Origin of the sequence: Acetobacterium wieringae (assembly GCF_023700225.1) — a bacterium.
GTDB classification, from domain to species: domain Bacteria; phylum Bacillota; class Clostridia; order Eubacteriales; family Eubacteriaceae; genus Acetobacterium; species Acetobacterium wieringae.
Genome location: NZ_CP097897.1, coordinates 3,322,856 through 3,339,591, shown reverse-complemented (window position 1 = coordinate 3,339,591; position 16,736 = coordinate 3,322,856). Strand labels below are relative to the sequence as shown.

The window sequence follows — 16,736 nt, the reverse complement described above, 5'->3', positions numbered from 1 at the left end:
ATGAGGAAGACATATGAAAAAAAAAGAATTTATGTTTAAAAATAATGGAAAGTTAAAATTGTTAATCATTGTTGGTACACGACCAGAGATTATTCGATTGGCAGCAGTGATAAAAAAATGCAGAATATATTTTGATACAATACTTGCACACACCGGGCAAAACTATGATTATAATTTAAATGGAGTCTTTTTTCACGACTTGGAACTGGAAGATCCAGATGTATATTTAAATACAGTAGGAAATGATCTCGGAGAGACAATGGGTAATATTATTGCTTTATCATATCAGCTTATGGCGGAGATAAAACCAGATGCAGTACTTGTATTGGGCGATACCAATAGCTGTCTTTCTGTCATCGGTGCAAAGAGGCTTCATATTCCAATTTTTCATATGGAAGCTGGAAATAGATGTAAAGATGAGTGTCTCCCAGAAGAGACGAATCGTCGTATTGTTGATATAATCAGTGATGTCAATATGGCTTATACAGAGCATGCACGGCGATATCTTGCAGATTGTGGATTACCAAAAGAGCGTACATTTGTTATCGGCAGCCCTATGGCAGAAGTCTTGCATAATAATTTGGTGAAAATTGAGAAGTGTGATATACATAAAAAGTTGGGTCTTGAAAAAGGAAAATATATTTTGCTTTCAGCGCATCGAGAAGAGAATATTGATACTGAGCAAAATTTTATCTCACTTTTTACTGCAATTAATAAGATGGCAGAAAAGTACGATATGCCAATTCTTTATTCTTGTCATCCGCGCAGCAGAATTCGTTTGAAATTATCAAATTTCAAACTTGATAAGCGCATAATTCAGCATGAACCTCTTGGTTTTCATGATTATAATTGTTTGCAAATGAATGCGTTTGCCGTTGTATCTGATTCTGGTACATTGCCGGAGGAAAGTAGTTTTTTTACATCGCAGGGGTATCCTTTCCCTGCGATCTGTATTCGGACATCAACAGAACGACCAGAAGCTTTGGAGAAGGCTTGTTTTGTGTTAGCAGGAATTGATGAGGAATCATTGCTACAAGCGGTGGATACTGCTGTACAGATGAATCAAAACAAAGACTATGGAGTACCGGTGCCAGATTATCTCGAAGAAAATGTTTCTTCTAAGGTCGTAAAGATTATTCAAAGTTATACTGAAGTTGTGAATAAGATGGTGTGGAGAAAAAAATAGATTCGAGTGGTTCGTCTTTAAATAGGTTGGCTTTAATAAAGTGTTAGGATTCATGGTGTCTCTTTGGATTAAAAGGCGACTTTGGATGCGTTTATTTTTCTAAAGCGGGGAAGGACGAATGGTAGGTAAATTTCGATGGAAACAATCAGATGAATGAGTTATGGATTTATGTTAGTTTCTTTATGAATAATGGGCCATTTGGTGCTAGAATAAAAATAGTACAAATCGAAATGAGAAAATCCAAAATTAATAAAAACATGGTACGATAAAAGAATCGTACTGAAGGAGGATCTCATTATGGCAAAACAACATGATAAACAATTCAAACTGGATGCAGTCCGGTACTATGAAGAACACAAGGAACTCGGTCTGCGTGGATGCGCTGAAAATCTCGGCGTTGGTTACAGCACGCTGGGAAAATGGAGCAAGGAACTTCAGGACAGCGGCAGTATTGAATGTCGTGGTTCAGGTAATTATGCATCGGATGAAAGTAAAGAAATCGCGCGTTTAAAACGCGAGTTGCGTGATACCCAAGATGCATTGGATGTCCTAAAAAAGGCCATCGGCATTCTGGGAAAATAACCGAAGCGATTTATGTTGAGATTGCTAAAAAGGCGGAAGCTGCTCATCACGAGAAGCGCCGGGTTTCCGTCTCCGGAATGCTGCAAAAACTGGGTGTATCACGAACCGGGTATCGATCATGGATTAACAGAAAACCATCGAATACCCAAAAACGACAGGAAGTTCTTAAAACCAAAATTGAGACCATTTATAACGACTCAAAGCAAAATTATGGAGCTCCGAAAATCACCGAAAAATTGAAACAGAGCGGTGAAATAATTGCTGAGCGGACTGTCGGCAAATACATGAAACAAATGGGTATCAAAGCTCAATGGATCAAACCTTATACGATCACGACTAAAGATTCTGACTTCAGTAAAAAACTCAGAAATATTCTTGACGAACAATTTAATCCCGAACGCCCCAATGCTGTCTGGTGCAGCGATATTACCTATATTTGGACAATGGACGGATTTTTTTATCTAACCAGTATCATGGATTTGTATTCTCGAAAAATCATTGCCTGGACGCTGTCAAAAACAATGGAAGTTTCCTGTGTAATCGACACTGTTAATAAAGCTAAAAGCCGTCGAAATCTCGATGCGCCATTGATCATTCACAGTGACCGCGGCAGTCAGTTCGTTTCAAAAGAATACCAGAAGGCAACGGCAAAAATGCAGCGAAGTTATTCTAAAAAGGCATATCCCTGGGATAATGCCTGCATTGAATCCTTTCATGCCATTATTAAACGTGAATGGCTCAATCGCTTTAAAATCCTTGATTATAACCATGCTTACCGGCTGATCTTTGAGTATCTGGAAACCTTTTATAATACAACTCGAATCCACAGTCATTGTAATTATATGTCGCCGAATAATTTTGAAAAACTTTTTACTAAAACACAAAATGAAAATTTACAAATAGCAGGTTAAAATGTGGGTGTCAAATTCTCATTTTAATTTGTACTAAATCTTGACATAGGACCAATTATCCAACCGGAAGACGTTTGTGATCACATTTCTGGTGATGCTGATCCTAATTTCTTTGCTAATCATCAATAGAGAAAAGTGGACAACCCGGGAAAAGTGGTCTAGGACAGCTTTTTGGTTCTATTTGTATCTGATTTTTGTATACGCGTTTTTGGGGAGAACCGGAAAAAATGGCTATGACATTAACGTGATGCCATTTTGGTCATATCAACATATCGTATTGACTCATGAATTGAGAATCGTTTTTGAAGTGCTGTTGAATTGTCTGATGTTCATACCTGTTGGAATACTCGTGCCTTGGGCGTATGAAAACATTTTGCACGAGGATGAGACGAAAAAAAGAAATACGGTGCTTCAATTTGGTTTAATTGTATCACTAACCGTCGAATTTCTCCAGTTTTTTACTAAAACAGGATTGCTAGAGTGGGATGATATTTTTCACAATATGATCGGAATGCTTCTAGGATATGGGATTTATCTCTTTCTCAAAGGTAAGCATTTTGGGGAAGTACACCAATACTTTTTGCCAATGTTCGGAGTGGTCTTGGTGATGGTCGTTGCGATGCTTTGATAAAAAGGTAGGGGAGTGTTTCAAAGCCATTGTCTCTTAAATAAATTTTCTATGATGCATCAGTTTTTCGCAAATACACAAAACTTGAAACGCTCCCTAATAATCTACACAAACCAATTTTTCAAAGAATGATAGCTCTATCTAAAACTCATTGTTAAAAAACTTCCTAGGCTCATTGCTAGATTAGTCGGTTCTTGAGCCTGTTCCGAAGGGGTTTGACTCTTCAATGCTTCCAGTGCTTTATCTCCCTGTACCAAACCAGAACCGTATACTTGGTCGGTTTCACTTAAACTTTGTGCGGTATCTCGTAGGAGAGCTTCAACTTCAGCTGGTGTCAAGGAAGGATCCTGAGCCAGTAAAGTGGCACTAATACCGGATACAATCCCTGCTGAAAAAGATGTTCCATCCTGCCAGCCGGAGCTGTTGTTAGGTTGCAGCACAACCAGGCTTTCGCCGGGTGCATATAAATCGACCTCGTCATTATACTGCGAAAAAGAGGCAACTTTTCCGTTTAAACCAATCGAACCGACTGAGATAACCCCGGGATAAGATGCTGGATAATAGTAAGGATCGTCGCCTTCCTGTTCGGCACCATGATTTCCGGCTGCGGCAATGATGATCTTGCCCTTGCTGATGGCGTAGGCAATTGCATCGGCATGACTCTGGTTATATTCGTAGGAACCAACGCTTAAATTGATAATGCGAATGTCTTCCCGGTTTGCAGCATCCATAATGGCTGCTGTGATTGCATTGTTATTAAGGCTTTTATCACCAATACGATAAGGGGCAATTTTGACATTGGCCAGTCCGGCTGCTCCGGCAATTCCGATTCCGTTATCAGCCACTGCGGCGATGGTGCTGCTCACCATCGTGCCATGTCCTTGGGTATCAGTCATATTGGAAGTGTCGTTTATAAAATCATAGCCGTTTGTGATCCGACCTTCTAAATCAGCCAGATTGACATCCAATCCGGTGTCCAGAACAGCTACGACAATTTCGTTCTCGGTATCAACGGCGTTCCAGGTTTTATCAATTCCGGCCTTAGCATACTGCCAGGAAGTACCCAGGTAAGGGTCGTTCGGATATTTATCGTTATTTGCGGCATAAACTAAACCGGTTGAAAGATTGCTCAGAATAAATGTGGCGCTAATTAGTATACTTGTTAATTTCTTAATTGCTTTCATTTTATTTTCCCCTTTCAGATCAATAGATCAACGTTTCTTGATACTATTTTATTTAGAATCGTTCTAATTATCTGTAACCAAATCACGTATGTTTGGTGACTAAATCACGAAAAGCAGTCACATTCATTTTGTCTTTTTTAACCGTTTGCTTTAAATAAAAAAAAGCAACGTTTGCCACGTTGCTCAGAATGTCCTCAAAATAAAGACTGGTTTGCAACTGGCTGCCATATAAAACTACTTAGGCCCTAAAGTTTTGCGTCCTCACTTTTCGGTGAGTTTGCCAAATATTAAATTTTTAGTTTCAATAAAAAAATGTGCAACGCATCAGCACGTCGCACATTTTTTGTACGGTCTTAATGCAGCTGGCTGGCTTTCCATACGGTTAGGCCCCTAAAGCTTTGCGTCCTCATCTTTCGATGAGTTTGCCCAATATTGAATCTTAAGAAAGAACAGTTTGAAATAAAAAAAGCAACGCGCAGACACGTTGCTTATAAGATCATCTTATGATTGATCGCAACTGGCTGGCTTTCCATACGGTTAGGCCCCTAAAGCTTTGCGTCCTTATCTTTCGACAAGTTTGCCAAATATTAAATCTTAGAAAAGAATAATTCAGAATAAAAAAAGCAACGCACAGGCACGTTGCTATAAGATCATCTTTTAAATGCATTTTGCAACTGGCTGGCTTTCCATACGGTTAGGCCCCTAAAGCTTTGCGTCCCTATCTTTCGATAAGTTTGCCAAAAATATTCTATTAAAGTAATATTAATGCATCAACCTCGATTTGTCAAGTGATTTTTTATTTTTTTATCTGAGATAAGAACTTTACACGTATCGGAAGAAATAATACACAAACTTGGGTGCCTGTGCAGTGAACATTTCCCGGGTTTCCTTACTGCTAAAAAGCGCATCCGGTTGGTAGCTGGAGCGGTCGGAGTAGCTGACATAGACGGGTAGATCGTTAAAGGTGTGGCGAAAGGCCAACAGCCCTCTTCTTGATTGGGGTGGCGAAAAAACAACCAGCATTGACTGAACCTGGTGTTCGTTAACATAGGCCTGCTGGCAGGTGGCGTTTTCGATGGTTGATGTTGCTTTATCATCAATGGTGTAGCACGTATCAGGGAGGCCAGCGGCAGTCATGGCCTTTTGAATCATCGGGTTATCTTTAGAATATCCGGAAAAGATGATAAAGTTGCTATAGCCTTCTTGAAAAAGCCGGATACCCTCGGCGATTCGCAGGGTATCTTCTTCACCGCTGGTGACGATGATCACATCGGCGGGCTGAATGTTTTTTTCAACCACCAGATATTTGGCAAACGCTTCAACAACATGGTCAGTGTCGACAAAAAGGTAAATACCCAGTACAACAGCAGCAAAAAAAATAAGCAGCTGAGCAAAATAAAGTCCCTTTAAAATAAACTTAAAAATTTTTCTGAAGTTTGTCATCGGTTCATCCTTTCAATCGCTAAAAAAACAACTGTTTTCTATATGAAGTGCTTTGATGTGGCAAAAAGACTGACTAAAACGATTATAAGATTAGTATAATACAACCAGTTAGTCAGAGCAATTAAAATCGGCCGATTCGCTGGGTTTGTGGATCAAAAAGTGTTATACCAAGGTTTTTTTGCAGTGGCGACAAAAAGTAGTGGCAAAAAATATCAAAACGGCTAAAATAGTAAAGGCGCGAATTTGTTCGGGATGGCGGACAAAAAAGCGTAAAAGATGCAAAAAGAAATTTGCGATCGAAACGGTTTGTGTTAGATGAAGCATTAGCAGGGGAAGACGGTTTATGATCAACTCTGCCAACGGAGAGAATGCCTATAAAAAAAAGAGTCGAGATTCTGTTAGAATAACCGACTCTTTTGCTGTTATTATAGGTTGCTTAGTTATGGTTCAATAATTGCAGGTGATTGGCTGGCACCTAAAGTGATGGCTGCCGCAGTTTGTGAGCCGGCAAGCATGCGCCGGGCATCACCTTTTGTCAGGCAGGCAAAAGCGCTAATCGATACCTCCGATTTCAGGCTTTGATCAGTCACTTTGATTTCAAAGGTTCCTTGCTGATTTGCCGCCAATTGGGCGTCATCCAGATTGATGCCAAGCAGGTTCGACAAATTAATGTATTGCCCGGTTTCATCGATAAAGGTGCTGCAGTTTACCGGAATGTCTCGATCAAAGGCATGTACAAGGATTTCTTCACCCGTTTGTAAAGGTCGTGATAAACAAATCCAGGCGTTGGCGTAATAACCGTTCAAGCCGTTTTTGTCGGCTTCACTTAAATTTCCGGCATAAGAGACTTTGAAAGTGGTATCGGCGGCCTCCACTTTGATGGATTCCGTATATGAGGCAACAGCATTTTCAAAAGCCTGTGAGTTGATAAGCATTGAAACCATTTTTTCCTGGAGACCCCGAATCTCATCGCCTTTCACCAGGATGCTTTCTGCGGTTACGATAAGTTCTGATTTCAGGCTTTTGTCGGTAACCGTGATGTCAAATCCTCCTTTTTGATTAGCTGCTAACTGATCCTCACCGAGAGTTAGGCCCAGCAGTTGAGACAGTCTGATTCGATTACCTTCGGATTCTTTGATCATGCTGCTGTTGACGGTCAAGTTTTGACCAAAAGCGTTAACAGTGACCTCTTCCCCGGCAACCAATGAACGGTTCAGATAAATAAAGGCATTCGCATAAAAACCATTGAGACCAGCCTTATCAACTTCGCTTAGATTTCCCTCATAAGTAACTTTAAATTGATTGTCCACAGTGGTTACCGACAATGACTTGCTATAAGCAGCAACGGCGGTTTCAAAAATCTCAGATTGAAGTTCAAGGGTGGCATATTTTTTCATATAATGAAGGTCATCATTCTTTGTAAGAATAGCCTCAGCGGTAATCGTTAAATTCGATTTCAGGCTATTGTTGGTTACGCTAATTTCAAATCCGCCGGTTTGATTAGCCGCCAATTGATTTGCACCAAGGGTGAGACCCAGCAAGTCAGACAATCTGATTTGGGTGCCGTTGTTATCGGTAATTTTTGATCGGTCTACGGTTACAGGGCTTCCAAAAGCATTGATGGTTACGGCTTCATCGTCAACCAGTGGTCGACTCAGGTTAATCATCGCGTCGGAATAATAGCCGTCGAGTGCCAGTTTATCGTTTTGAGTCAATTTATCCAGGTAAGTGACCGAGATTTTATTTGCATCACTTTCCAGGTTGATATTGTTGGTGTAGGCCTCCATAAATGGTGGACAAATATTAAAACCAATCCCACTACTGGCACGGTACAACCAGGTACCATCGGCTTTAATCAGGCCATTAAAGGCCGAAACACTCATTGGTGATTTTAGGTTTGCTTCAGAAAAACTGATTTTGATGTCATTTCCTTGTGATGTGGCCAGCGGCGCCTGATCAGGGGCAATACCCAATAATTCAGTTAAACCAATACGGGAATCAGACCATTTTCTAAGTGTCGTACTGGTGATGACAGCTTCTTTGCCGTAAGCACTAATCTTGATTGACTCACCAAATTGCATGGTTCGTTGGAACATAATCACCGTATCGCCGTAAAGACCAGCCAGATTTTTGGCATCATCCGGAGACAAGCCCCCTTGATGGCTAATGGTAAAGCTTTCAGTATTGTCTGAATTGATCATTACGGAGTTTTCATAGGATGTAAAACTGGGTGGGGTAATTGTCATGCCGATACTGTTATTTAAAGATTCAACCGTATTATTCTTTACGAGAATGGCGTCGGCTGATACAGTGAGCTGTTTTTCAAGGGTATTTTCGATGATGGCAACCTCAAATGAGCCCGTCTGCTTTGCCGCCAGATTGGCATCACCCAATTCAAGTTCCAGAAGTTTTGACAATCGATAGGATTGTTTATAGCTGTCTTCTGCCGGGGATGCTTTGGAGATGACAATTTCTCGGGAAAAAGCCGTGATGGTTACTGTTTCATTTTCCCCGAGGGCTCTGTCCAGATAAATCATCGCATCAGCATAATAGCCATCCAGTGTTTTCAGGTCATCGGCAGAAAGGCCGCCTTTGTAAGTCACTAAAAATTTATTGTCGGTGGAGATTAAAGCGATGCTGTCACTGTAGGCTTTAAAGCTTGGCTGATAAAGCGGCAAAGTGGTCCCGTTATTGAGATAGACTGTTTCATTGCTGTTAACGAGAACCGGGTTGGCATAAATGTTGAGATTGTGCTTTAAACCAACAGCCGTAAACTCAATGGGATCATCACCAGATTTGTTTGCAGCTTCCTGGGTGACGCCGGTTAGTTCGGATAGTAGGTGGTTATAATTTTCATTCGTCAGGGTCACGGTCTTATTCAAAGCTGAAACCGTAACGGTTTCGCCTTCTTCAAGGTCACGGCTAAGACTGAGCATAACATCGGCTTTATAATCCTTTAAGCTGGTCTTTGTTGAAGACGATAAATTTCCGTCATAACTGACAACTATTTTTGAGTTTTCAGTGGACGTCGAAACCGAGCTCATGTATTCGTCCATCCAGTTTGGATAAAGCGAACAACCGTAGCCTCTGCCAGTGTAGAGGGGACTACCAGTGGTTTTGGCCAGAACGGCATTAACGGATATGCCATTGCTTTGAGTTAAGTTGAGATCGGTTAAACTAACCTGCTGGGTACCCTTTTGATTAATAGCCAGATTGGTTGAGTCGAAACGGATGCCAAGTAATTTAGATAAGCGGATTTCGGTTTTCCATTCATTATCCATAATGGTATTGCTGGTTAAAGTCGCTTCTTTTCCCAGAGCGGATACTTTGATGGATTCGTTTGTGCCTAACGGACGATTAAGTTGAATAATCGTATCAGCATAATAATCAGACAGGGCTTGTTTTTGGATTTCGGTTAAATTACCAGAATAGTTAAAGAGGAATTCAGAATCCTGGCAATCAATTACGACCGAATCGGCATAAGCCTTTAACCAGAAAGGTGATAGCTGAATTGCGCAGGCGTTGGTAAAATTCTTAAAATACTCCTCGCCATTTTTGGTGGTGATTGGGCAAATGGAAATGGACCGTTCGATTTTTGTGCTGACGTCTTTGACGGTAACGGTAACTGTCGACTTCTGATTTTGAACCAGATCCTCAGCACCCAGGTTACGCCCCAGCAGTTTCGACAGCTGGATTTCCTGGCCGACAAGATTTTTGTTTGTTAATTGTTTGGTCGTGCCGTTTACCGCTAAATCAAGGGCTTCACCGTCGGTCAAAGGCTTATCAAGAATAATGATCAAATCTGCATATAAGCCGCTCAAAAGGCTTTGTTGAGTATTGGTTAACTGTTCGGGATACGAAATGGTCCAGGTTTGGTCTTGGACACTCAATTCAGGTGTATAGGAAAATACCGCTTTCATATAAGCGTTGGCCTGAGCATCATCTTGGGCAAGCTTGATTCCCCCGGTTACTGCCGCCTGAAGGGCCGCTTTATTTACAAAACCATTCTTGTCAAGAAGGGTCTGCCCGACAACACATTGTTCCTGGAAGTCAAGGTTGGTATATCCTTTAAGATCAAGGCCCAAACGATTATCATAGAGTAGCATCACAATGGCATTGATGCTTTTCGCATTGTTATATTCGGCTACCAGCAGATCCTCAGCCGAAGGTCCGGAGGGCGTTGGTGTTGGTTTTGGCGGTTCCGGTGGGGTCACCACTGGCGGGATCTTTACTTCCGGGGCAATCACTTCTTCTTTAGGTTTTTGTTCGAAGGTAACATTATCTGAATTGACATTGGCCTTTTCAATGGTTCCTTCGCCTTTCATCTCAACGCTGGCGTTTAGATCAAGATTGGCTACCGTGGTTTTTTCGTCTAAGGTAATCTCGGAGCCTTTCGCTTTTTCAGCGACCACCATTTCTTTTATGGATGTATCACCCTGAGTGGAAATCTTCACATCTGGAGCATCGATCTGGACATTCTCAAAGGCACCTTCCAGGATGATGTCTTCACCGGTGGCATCTTCCGACACAACAACCTCCAGACCGGTTGCATCGGTAGCGACAATGCGCACCTGCCCACTGGATGTTTGCTGTATGGTGATTTTATTGTATTCACCACCATTAATATGGATGCTGTTCTTGCCACCACCCCGGATATAGGTTTCTCCATCGACGATAATGTTGTTCAAGGTCACATCACCTTCGCCAACACCTTCGCCGATGGTCAGGTTCCCTTTAATATGCAGGTTTTGTAAGACGACATCGGGAGTGTTAATGGTGACATCGTTCTCAATGATATCGACTCCCATTTCTGGTCCGAAGGTACCAGCCTTTTCATAGGTTGTGGTCGTGCTGGGCTGCTTGACGAGTTTTACCTGGAGTTCTTCCAGGCGGAGACTTGAGCCGGTGGTGCCAAGTTCTTCGCCATTTTTCTGCCAACCCCATTCGCTGTCAGCCATGGGAATATTTCCCACATTTTGGACATGACCACGGTAATAGACATCATAACCGGGTAAATTCTCAAGATGAATTTTGATGGATTCGACTCGCTGGCTTTTGCCGGTGGTACCGGCAAAAGTACCGTTCTTGACCGGGGTCATCCAACCTTCATTCTGGACATGAACCTCGTAAACAATATTGGCCCCCTCTGGCACATTGCCGGTGAGCTCAATCCAGAAACCTTCGACCCGGAGACTCTGACCTCTGGTTCCCAAGGCTTCTGGCCCGGATACCATGGTGCCCTCAGGTTTAGGCGTATTTCCCTGGTTTTGGACATGGCCCCGATAGGCTACCCCAATTTCCTCCGTGGTGGTATTGTCTGCCTCCTCGTTGGCAGCGAACACACCAGTGGAGAAAAAAATTAATAGAATCATTACCAATATTAACATTCCTGAAGTAATTTTACGCTTTAATTTCTTTTCCATCGTTTTTTCACAATTGTCCTTTCACATTTCAGATTATTGGAGTGGATAACAAACTTGAGTGCCAATTCTGTCTGATACACATAATTTTTGATAGGCTTACTTAATTAACCTCCTTCATTGTAATTTATTTTGATTTTATGTCTTTTTTCCTGAAGTAAGTGATTGAAAGCATGTTAACATAGTATTTAATTCAAAACAACGTGTGGCGTTTTGTGTGCCACATTATTTTTGCTTTTTGAAAAATTGAACTCAATAGAGATTGAATATTGAACATCTTTACTTATGTAAAGGATACCGAGCGATAAATTTTTAATGGGATGATCGGCAAGCTACGATCGTATTGATGGTGGAGATTTACCATTGCTTAGGATGTTCAAAAAGAGTTTTTTTGAGATGTTTACAAAAAGTAGTGGCAAAAAATGTCAAAACGGTTAAAATAGTAAAGGTGCGAATTTGTTCGGGAATAGCGGACAAAAAAGCGTAAAGAAGCAAAAATAAATTTGCGATCGAAACGGTTGGAGGAATTGTGTGGATAAACGAAGTGAGTTTTCAAGTAAAATAGGTTTTGTGCTGGCAGCTGCCGGCTCGGCAGTGGGGCTGGGGAATATCTGGCGGTTTCCATATTTGGCGGCCAAATATGGGGGTGGTCTGTTTCTGGTCATCTACCTGATTTTTGTCTTGACCCTGGGTTTTACAATCATGACGGCTGAGTTGGCAATTGGCCGTAAAGCGCAGCTGAGCCCCATGGGTGCTTATCGGGCCCTGGATAAACGGTTTGGTTTTGTGGGGGTGATTGCCTCTCTGGTGGCATTTTTGATTTTGCCTTATTACAGTGTAATCGGGGGCTGGGTAATCAAATATTTTTTAGTTTTTGTAACCGGTGGCGGAATGACCACCACCGGCGCCGATTATTTTTCAAGCTATATCGCCAGGCCATTTGAGCCGATTATCTGGCAGGCTATTTTTGTTCTGGCCACCACCTTTGTGGTGATCCGCGGGGTTAAGGATGGCATCGAGAAAGCCAGTAAGATCTTAATGCCAATATTGATTGTCTTATCGGTTTTTTTATCAATTTATTCAATCATGCAGCCTGGGGCGATGGCCGGGGTCTGGTATTTTCTGTATCCGGACTTGGCTAATTTCAGTTTTCAGGCAGTCTTGGCCGCCATGGGCCAAATGTTTTACTCGCTGTCGCTGGCCATGGGGATTATGGTCACCTATGGTTCCTATCTCAGCAAAAAAGATGACCTGGAAACATCGGTTAAGCAAATTGAGCTGTTTGATGCCGGGATTGCCATTCTGGCGGGCTTTATGATCATTCCGGCGGTTTTTGCTTTCTCCGGTGGTGATCCGACAGCGCTTAATAAGGGCCCCGGTTTAATGTTTGTCACCCTGCCCAAGGTATTTGAAACGATGGGCTTTGGCAATGTGATGGGCGGCGTTTTCTTTCTGCTGGTATTGTTTGCGGCGCTGACCTCTTCGATTTCTTTAATGGAAGCCGTGGTGGCAACAGTCTGTGATCAGTTTAAGTGGGAACGCAAAAAAGGGGTGCTGATAGTTACGGTGCTGGCAATCCTGATTGGGATACCCTCTTCTTTGGGACAGGGAGTCTGGAGCGAGGTGCTCATTTTTGGCTTTAATTTTCTGGACTTTTTCGATTTCATTACGAACTCCGTACTGATGCCGATTGGGGCCTTTTTCACCTGTATCCTGGTGGGTCATGTGCTGGAAACAAAGATCATCACCGACGAGGTCAAGCTGTCCTCACCCTTTAAACGGGAAAAGTTGTTTATTGTTATGGTTAAATATATCGCCCCACTTTGTATTGTTGCAATTCTGATCAGTTCAATTTTGGAGGCCATGGGCTTGATAAAATACTAAATACCATCACAGCCACAACAGCGGTTTTAGGCGAAGCGGTGACCTTTATTAATTAGCTTTCTTAATGATTTACTATTTCTAAAAAAACAGATATAATGGTTAAAAAGTAGAAAGAAGGTAATTCTTAATGTGTACAAGCCTTACTCTGATGACAACAAACCAGATTAATACGTTGGCCAGAACCATGGATTTTGCTTTTTTACTGGATCCGGAGCTGATCTGTGTGCCGAGGAAGTTTTTGCTTGAATCGGAGGTGGATCAAACCCCAAGAGCGGTCAAGTATGCGATGATGGGTATCGGTCGAAATTTGGGCACCTATCTTTTTGCCGATGGCCTCAATGAAGCCGGACTGGCCTGCGCCAGCTTATATTTCCCGGGCTATGCCGAGTATAGCGATGCGGTCATTCCGGGTCGCATTAATCTGGCGCCTCACGAAATTGTCGGCTGGCTGCTGACCAACTTCGCAACCCTTGAAGAAGTCAAGGCGGCGATTCCGCAGCTCAATATTGTCAGTACACCCCTTAAGATGATGAACGTCATTACCCCGTTACACTGGATCATTACCGATAAAACCGGTCGAACCCTGGTGATTGAACCGATGAAAGAGGGCATTGTGATCCATGACAACCCCCTGGGGGTGATGACCAACAGTCCGGATTTTAATTGGCATTTAACCAATATCCGCAATTATATTGGGGTTTCGCCCAATAAAACCGGTTCGATTCAGTTAAATGGCCTGACCTTTAGTCCCTTTGGCGGTGGTTCCGGAAGTGTTGGTCTGCCGGGAGATTACACCCCGCCATCGCGGTTTTTACGGGCCCTGTTTGGTCGGGAGGCCATTAATCCCATCGAAACCGAAGAAGAGTGTATTAACGCCGCTTTTCACATTTTGGCATCAGTCGATATTCCCAAGGGTAGTGTGATCACCGATGAGGGCATCGATTTTACCCAGTATACGGCCTGCATGGTCTGTAATACCGGCACCTATTATTTCAAAACCTACGACAATAACCAGATCGGCCGGGCCTGCCTGTTTAATGAAGATCTTGATGCCAAAGAACCAAAGGTCTGGGAAATGATGCAAAAACAGCAATACCGGCAATTGAATTAAATGAATAGGATGATTGAGGCAAAAGGTGAACGTGATGGAAAATGGTTTTTGTTATCAAACCCCCTTGGGGAAAATCGTAATCATTGAAAACGGCCAAGCCATTACCGGCTTAAGTTTTGAAAAAGCGTTGCCGGACCAGGTCAATCATCAGGAGACACCATTGCTAAAAGAAGCCAGCCAGCAAGTGGCGCAGTATCTGCAGGGGAAACGCCAAAGCTTTGATTTGCCGCTTTGTCCGCAGGGTACCGACTTTCAGCAAAAGGTCTGGAAAGCTCTTCAGGATATTCCCTACGGCGAAGTCTGTAGTTACCAGCAGATTGCCCGGGCCATCGGCAATGACAAAGCCTGCCGGGCGGTGGGGGGGGCCAACAACAAGAACCCCATTGCCATCATCATTCCCTGTCACCGGGTCATTGGGGCCAATGGCAGTCTGGTGGGCTATGGCGGCGGACTGGATATTAAACAAAAATTGTTGACGCTGGAAAATCAGATGAAATAGCAAAACAGGAAGCAATCTCTTAAGCGGAGGTTGCTTTTTTTATGAGAGCGGTCGTTGATAAAGATAAAAAGGACTGGATAAATCAGAAAAAAACGGTAAAATTAAAGAGAGTTAATTTTTTAAAAACCACAGCAGACAAATGATGACAACGGAAGGGGGTGCCTTGTGAAAAAAATTATCACCGAATATTTAAGACCTTTCTATGGCCGGATGGCGATTGGCGTATTTTTTAAATTTACCGGATCGATCATGGATCTGATTATTCCCTCAATTCTGGCCTTGATTATTGACCAGGTCATTCCCTTAAATCAAAAAGCTCCGATTTTTTATTGGGGTGGGGTAATGGTGGTCTGTGCCATCATTGGAATGGTCTTTAACATCATTGCCAATCGGATGGCCGCCCGGGTGGCCAGTGATGCCACCGAAATAATCCGTCACGACCTGTTTGCCCGGGTGATCTATTTTTCCAATCATCAGATGGATAGCCTGACGAAGCCGTCGGTGATTTCCAGGTTAACCGCCGATACCTACATTGTTCATCAGATGATCATCCGGATTCAGCGGTTGGGGGTGCGGGCCCCGATTATGCTAGTCGGCGGCATCATCATCACAATGACCCTGGATCCCGGGCTGGCAATGGTACTAATCGGGATTATGCCGGTCATGATGCTGATTATCATCCTGGTTTCCCGAAAAAGCATGCCACTGTTTGCCGGACTGCAACAGGCCTTGGATGGCTTTGTCCGAGTGGTCAGAGAAGACATCAACGGGATCCGGGTCATCAAAGCACTGTCCAAAACCGACTATGAGAAAAACCGCTTTGATACCATTAATACCGATGTGGTGAACCGGGAGAAAAAAGCCCGGATGACGGTGGCGGTGATTTCTCCGGCCATGAATATCTGTCTCAATTTGGGTTTGGTATCGGTGGTGGTGGTGGGAGCCTATGGCGTCAATAACGGCACCTCGGAAGTGGGTATCATCCTGGCCTTTATGACCTATTTCACGATTATTCTGCATGCTGTTTTGGCGCTTTCCAAATTGTTTGAGATGTGGCCAAAGGCTACGGCTTCAGCCGACCGGATCACCCAGGCCCTGGATAGTGTGGATATTTTGGCAGTTCAGGAAGTGACCGAAGATGGGGAAACTGTAAAAGATGATGCCTTTGTGGCATTTCAAAATGTCACCTTTTCCTACAACAAAGAAGAACCCAATCTGACCAATATTTCGTTTACCCTGAAAAAGGGCGAAACCCTGGGAATCATTGGTGAAACCGGGGCTGGAAAAACGACCCTGTTAAATCTGCTGATGCGGCTTTATGATGTGGATGAGGGAAAAATCTCAATAGCTGGTCGGGATATCCGGTCCATCGATCCCCGGGAATTACATCAAAAATTCGGGGTGGTCTTTCAGAATGATATGATTTTTGAAGCCACCATTGAGGAGAACATCGATCTGGGCCGCAATCTCTCAAAAGAAGCCATAAAAAAGGCAATCGTCTGCGCCGGTGCCAAAGCATTTGTGGATGAAAAAGCGGATAAATCCGGCGAGCAGTTAACCATTAAAGGGGCCAATCTCAGCGGTGGTCAGAAACAGCGGATTCTGATTGCCCGGGCGCTGGCAGCCAGCCCGGAAATATTGGTGCTGGATGACGCATCAAGCGCCCTGGATTATCAAACCGATGCCGCTTTTCGCAAGGCGATAAAAGAAAACTTTGACGACACCACCATTATTATTGTCGCGCAGCGGATCAGCTCCATTAAACACGCCGATCACATTCTGGTGCTGGAAGATGGTGTGGCCATTGGCTATGGTAAGCATAAGCATTTAATGAAGAGCTGCGAAATTTATCGGGAAATCAGCCATTCCCAGATGGGGGTGTCCTGAG

Annotated in this window: 11 protein-coding genes and 4 riboswitches; of the genes, 8 read left to right on the top strand and 3 right to left on the bottom strand. The window is 43.1% G+C overall.

Annotation, left to right across the window (positions count from 1 at the left end; genetic code table 11):
• The first annotated feature begins 13 nt into the window (after positions 1-13).
• The 4 genes from wecB (at position 14) to CHL1_RS16400 (ending at position 3,307) form a co-directional block, all read left to right on the top strand.
• The gene (wecB, locus tag CHL1_RS16415) at positions 14-1,186 is read left to right on the top strand and encodes a non-hydrolyzing UDP-N-acetylglucosamine 2-epimerase (RefSeq protein WP_250934059.1); all 1,173 of its coding nucleotides are present in this window, start codon (positions 14-16) and stop codon (positions 1,184-1,186) included.
• A 297-nt stretch (positions 1,187-1,483) separates the two neighbouring features.
• A complete protein-coding gene (locus CHL1_RS16410) occupies positions 1,484-1,768 on the top strand; it encodes a transposase (protein WP_070370063.1) in 285 nt (94 codons plus the stop codon).
• Positions 1,726-2,679: an IS3 family transposase gene (locus tag CHL1_RS16405; RefSeq protein WP_338076062.1), complete on the top strand. Its 954-nt coding sequence runs from the start codon at positions 1,726-1,728 to the stop codon at positions 2,677-2,679. The genes CHL1_RS16410 and CHL1_RS16405 overlap by 43 nt, the downstream gene beginning before the upstream one ends.
• A gap of 76 nt (positions 2,680-2,755) precedes the next feature.
• The gene (locus CHL1_RS16400; protein ID WP_250934058.1) at positions 2,756-3,307 is read left to right on the top strand and encodes a VanZ family protein; all 552 of its coding nucleotides are present in this window, start codon (positions 2,756-2,758) and stop codon (positions 3,305-3,307) included.
• A gap of 137 nt (positions 3,308-3,444) precedes the next feature.
• Here the strand turns inward: CHL1_RS16400 and CHL1_RS16395 are convergent, their stop codons facing one another.
• The 3 genes from CHL1_RS16395 to CHL1_RS16385 all read right to left on the bottom strand — a co-directional run bounded on the left by CHL1_RS16395 (position 3,445) and on the right by CHL1_RS16385 (position 11,357).
• The gene (locus tag CHL1_RS16395) at positions 3,445-4,491 is read right to left on the bottom strand and encodes a S8 family peptidase (protein WP_250934057.1); all 1,047 of its coding nucleotides are present in this window, start codon (positions 4,489-4,491) and stop codon (positions 3,445-3,447) included.
• A gap of 209 nt (positions 4,492-4,700) precedes the next feature.
• Positions 4,701-4,783: riboswitch (cyclic di-GMP riboswitch) on the bottom strand.
• Between the two features lie 62 nt (positions 4,784-4,845).
• A riboswitch (cyclic di-GMP riboswitch) is annotated at positions 4,846-4,928 on the bottom strand.
• Positions 4,929-5,000: 72 nt separating this feature from the next.
• Positions 5,001-5,083, bottom strand: a riboswitch (cyclic di-GMP riboswitch).
• A 74-nt stretch (positions 5,084-5,157) separates the two neighbouring features.
• Positions 5,158-5,240: riboswitch (cyclic di-GMP riboswitch) on the bottom strand.
• Between the two features lie 73 nt (positions 5,241-5,313).
• On the bottom strand, positions 5,314-5,934 hold the full coding sequence (locus tag CHL1_RS16390) for a YdcF family protein (protein ID WP_250934056.1): 621 nt from the start codon (positions 5,932-5,934) through the stop codon (positions 5,314-5,316).
• A 440-nt stretch (positions 5,935-6,374) separates the two neighbouring features.
• Complete coding sequence (locus tag CHL1_RS16385; protein ID WP_250934055.1) at positions 6,375-11,357, bottom strand: hypothetical protein; 4,983 nt, start codon at positions 11,355-11,357, stop codon at positions 6,375-6,377.
• Positions 11,358-11,885: 528 nt separating this feature from the next.
• Here CHL1_RS16385 and CHL1_RS16380 point away from each other — a divergent pair.
• From CHL1_RS16380 to CHL1_RS16365, 4 genes are all read left to right on the top strand, one after another.
• On the top strand, positions 11,886-13,238 hold the full coding sequence (locus CHL1_RS16380; protein WP_250934054.1) for a sodium-dependent transporter: 1,353 nt from the start codon (positions 11,886-11,888) through the stop codon (positions 13,236-13,238).
• 127 nt (positions 13,239-13,365) lie between these two features.
• Complete coding sequence (locus CHL1_RS16375; protein WP_250934053.1) at positions 13,366-14,349, top strand: linear amide C-N hydrolase; 984 nt, start codon at positions 13,366-13,368, stop codon at positions 14,347-14,349.
• A 34-nt stretch (positions 14,350-14,383) separates the two neighbouring features.
• The gene (locus tag CHL1_RS16370; protein WP_250934052.1) at positions 14,384-14,848 is read left to right on the top strand and encodes a methylated-DNA--[protein]-cysteine S-methyltransferase; all 465 of its coding nucleotides are present in this window, start codon (positions 14,384-14,386) and stop codon (positions 14,846-14,848) included.
• A 165-nt stretch (positions 14,849-15,013) separates the two neighbouring features.
• Entirely contained in the window at positions 15,014-16,735 is a 1,722-nt protein-coding gene (locus CHL1_RS16365) for an ABC transporter ATP-binding protein (protein ID WP_250934051.1), read from the top strand.
• The last annotated feature ends 1 nt before the right edge of the window (position 16,736 follow it).

Coding starts and splice junctions, on each gene's coding strand:
- wecB (WP_250934059.1), top strand. CDS start 14: ATGAAAAAAAAAGAATTTATGTTTAAAAATAATGGAAAGTTAAAATTG.
- CHL1_RS16370 (WP_250934052.1), top strand. CDS start 14,384: ATGGAAAATGGTTTTTGTTATCAAACCCCCTTGGGGAAAATCGTAATC.
- CHL1_RS16390 (WP_250934056.1), bottom strand. CDS start 5,934: ATGACAAACTTCAGAAAAATTTTTAAGTTTATTTTAAAGGGACTTTAT.
- CHL1_RS16395 (WP_250934057.1), bottom strand. CDS start 4,491: ATGAAAGCAATTAAGAAATTAACAAGTATACTAATTAGCGCCACATTT.
- CHL1_RS16375 (WP_250934053.1), top strand. CDS start 13,366: ATGTGTACAAGCCTTACTCTGATGACAACAAACCAGATTAATACGTTG.
- CHL1_RS16410 (WP_070370063.1), top strand. CDS start 1,484: ATGGCAAAACAACATGATAAACAATTCAAACTGGATGCAGTCCGGTAC.
- CHL1_RS16385 (WP_250934055.1), bottom strand. CDS start 11,357: ATGGAAAAGAAATTAAAGCGTAAAATTACTTCAGGAATGTTAATATTG.